The organism is Variovorax sp. P1_H12_2 (genome assembly GCF_056405335.1).
In genome coordinates this window covers 1-2,860 of sequence record NZ_JBFUCI010000599.1, presented here as the reverse complement: position 1 = coordinate 2,860, position 2,860 = coordinate 1, and the positions used below count along the sequence as shown (strand labels likewise).

3 protein-coding genes are annotated in these 2,860 nt (G+C 64.0%); all 3 read right to left on the bottom strand.

Annotation, left to right across the window (positions count from 1 at the left end; all coding sequences use genetic code 11):
* A partial coding sequence (locus AC1D2K_RS32970; RefSeq protein ID WP_478094419.1) for an ABC transporter permease occupies positions 1-338 on the bottom strand: 338 nt, incomplete at its 3' end.
* Between the two features lie 89 nt (positions 339-427).
* Complete coding sequence (gene ugpA, locus AC1D2K_RS32965; RefSeq protein WP_478094417.1) at positions 428-1,309, bottom strand: sn-glycerol-3-phosphate ABC transporter permease UgpA; 882 nt, start codon at positions 1,307-1,309, stop codon at positions 428-430.
* Between the two features lie 144 nt (positions 1,310-1,453).
* Positions 1,454-2,764 (bottom strand): sn-glycerol-3-phosphate ABC transporter substrate-binding protein UgpB, encoded by a 1,311-nt coding sequence (gene ugpB, locus AC1D2K_RS32960; protein WP_478094416.1) that lies wholly within the window; start codon positions 2,762-2,764, stop codon positions 1,454-1,456.
* Positions 2,765-2,860: the final 96 nt, after the last annotated feature.

Sequence of the window (2,860 nt, the reverse complement as noted above, 5' to 3'; positions counted from 1 at the left end):
GTCTTGAACGGGAAGCGGAAGTACACCACCGCGAAGGCCGACAGCAGGGAGATCGCGATCTTGCCGAAGGTGATGACCAGCGCCGACACCAGGCTGACCCACATCATGCGGGCCACGGGGGCAGTCGATCCGGCGCCGGCCGTGCGGCCGAACAGCGCCGACTTGTAGGTTTCCCAGAGATGGCCGCCGGGCAGGAGCGGCATCGGCGCCTGCACGATCTCCTGCGCCGAGTGGCTCGACGCCACGAAGGCCAGGTAGAGCGGAAAGGCGACGATCAGAACGCCGAAGATCATCACGGCATGCGCCAGGATGCCTAGGCTGGGGCTTCGTTCGACCATGTCAGTGCCCGCCCGGCCGCCCGAAGGGCACTGAGCGCCCCCCTGGGGGGCAGCGATACGCGAAGCGATGAGCGTGGGGGCTGGTCATCTTAGTAGTTCACCTTCTTTTCGACATAGCGGAACTGGACCACGGTGAGTACCACCACGATCGCCATCAGCACCACCGACTGCGCGGCCGAGCCGCCGAGGTCCATGGCCTTGAAGCCGTCGTAGTAGACCTTGTAGACCAGGATCGAGGTCGATCGGCCCGGTCCGCCCTGGGTCGCGGCATCGACGATCGCGAAGGTGTCGAAGAAGGCATAGACCACGTTGATCACCAGCAGGAAGAAGGTGGTCGGCGACAGCAGCGGGAACTGCACCGTCCAGAAGCGCCGCCAGGGCTTGGCGCCGTCGATGGCGGCGGCTTCGATCAGCGACTTCGGAATCGACTGCAGGCCGGCCAGGAAGAACAGGAAGTTGTAGGAGATCTGCTTCCAGACCGCGGCCATCACGATCAGCGTCATGGCATGGGTCGAATTGAGCAGGTGGTTCCAGTCGATGCCGACCTTGCCGAGCGCATAGGCGACCACGCCCAGCGACGGCGAGAACATGAACACCCACAGCACGGCGGCCACCGCGGGCGCCACCGCGTACGGCAGGATCAGGAGCGTCTTGTAGATCATCGCGCCGCGCACGATGCGGTCCGCGAAGACGGCCAGCACCAGCGAGATCGTGAGGCCGAAGAAAGCGACCAGGATGGAGAACAGCGCCGTGGTCTCGAAGGATTCGATGTACTTCGGGTCGGCGAACAACTGCTTGAAATTGTCGAGGCCCACCCATTCGGTCGAGGTGCCGAAGGCGTCCTGCATCTGCATCGACTGCATCAGCGCCTGGCTGGCCGGCCAGAAGAAGAACACGACGATGACGACCATCTGCGGCGCGAGCAGCGCCCACGGCAGCCAGCCCGAGCGAAAGACGACGCGTTTTTCCATGAATCCCTCAAAAAGAAACCCCGCCGGTTCTATGTCCGGCGGGGCTGCGAGTCTAACTGCGCCCGCCTCGTCGGCAGGAACCCTCCCCGCTCGGCGGGGAGGGCAGGGTGGGGTGCCCTGTTGGAGCGAAGCTAATAAGGGCTTTCAGCCCTTATTAGCTTTCTGGAAGCGCTCGAGCTGCTCGTTGCCGCGCGTCACGATGGCATCGAGTGCTTCCTTGGCGGTCTTCTTGCCGCTCCAGACCTGTTCGAGTTCTTCGTCCTCGATCGCGCGGATCTGCACGTAGTTGCCCAGGCGGATGCCGCGGCTCTTGTCGGTCACCTTGCGGATCATCTGCGTCACGGCGACGTCGGTGCCCGGGTTCTGCTTGTAGAAGCCGGACTTGTCGGTGAGCTGGTAGGCGGCCGTGGTGATCGGCAGGTAGCCCGTGCGCTTGTGGCTGGCGGACTGCACTTCAGGCGTGGAGATGAAGCTGAAGAACTTGGCGATGCCCTTGTATTCCTCGGACTTCTTGCCCGCCATCACCCACAGGCTGGCGCCGCCGATGACCGTGTTCTGGGGCGCGCCCGGAACGTCGGGGTAGTAGGGCAGTGCGGTCAGGCCGTAGGCGAACTTCGCATTCTTCGCCACGTTGCCGTAGAAGCCCGACGAGGTGGCGATCATGGCGCATTCGCCCGAGACGAACGAGGCCTCGGGCACGTTGCCACGACCCTTGTAGATGAACAGGCCCTGCTTGGCCATGCTCGCGAGGTTCTCGATGTGGCGCTGGTGCAGCGGCGAATTGACCTTCAGGCGGGGGTCCAGGCCCGAGAGGCCGTTGTTCTTGGTCGCGAACTCGACGTTGTGCCAGGCCGAGAAGCTCTCGAGCTGGGTCCAGTTCTGCCAGGCGGTGGTGAACGGGCACTTGTGGCCGCTGGCCTTGAGCTTGGCCGCGGCGGCGACCACTTCGGGCCAGGTCGCCGGCGCCTTGTCGGTCGGCAGGCCGGCCGCCTTGAAGGCGTCTTTGTTGAAATAGAAGATGGTGGTCGAACTGTTGAACGGGAAGCTCAGCATCTGGCCGTTCGGCGCCGTGTAGTAGCCGGCGACGGCGGGAATGTAGGCGCTGGGGTCGAACTTCTCGCCGGCGTCCTTCATGACTTGGCCGACCGGCACGATGGCGCCCTTGCTGGCCATCATGGTCGCGGTGCCGACTTCGAAGACCTGCAGGATGTGCGGCGCGTTGCCGGCCCGGAAGGCGGCGATGGCTGCCGTCATGGATTCGTCGTACTGGCCCTTGTAGGTCGGCACGATCTTGTAGTCCTTCTGGCTCTCGTTGAACTGCCTGGCCAGGTCGTTGACCCATTCGCCGTTGACGGCGGTCATGGAATGCCACCACTGGATTTCGGTCTGCGCCAACGCGGAAGTGGAAAGCGTTGCGGCCAGCGCCGATGCCATGGCGAGCGTTTTGAATCGCATGAAGACTCCTGAGGGGGGAATGAGAAACGCGGATGCTAGGTCGCGCGTATGACACGACAGCGTCACATATTCTTTGCGCGCGGCGCAGCGTCCACC

Coding starts and splice junctions, on each gene's coding strand:
- ugpA (WP_478094417.1), bottom strand. CDS start 1,309: ATGGAAAAACGCGTCGTCTTTCGCTCGGGCTGGCTGCCGTGGGCGCTG.
- ugpB (WP_478094416.1), bottom strand. CDS start 2,764: ATGCGATTCAAAACGCTCGCCATGGCATCGGCGCTGGCCGCAACGCTT.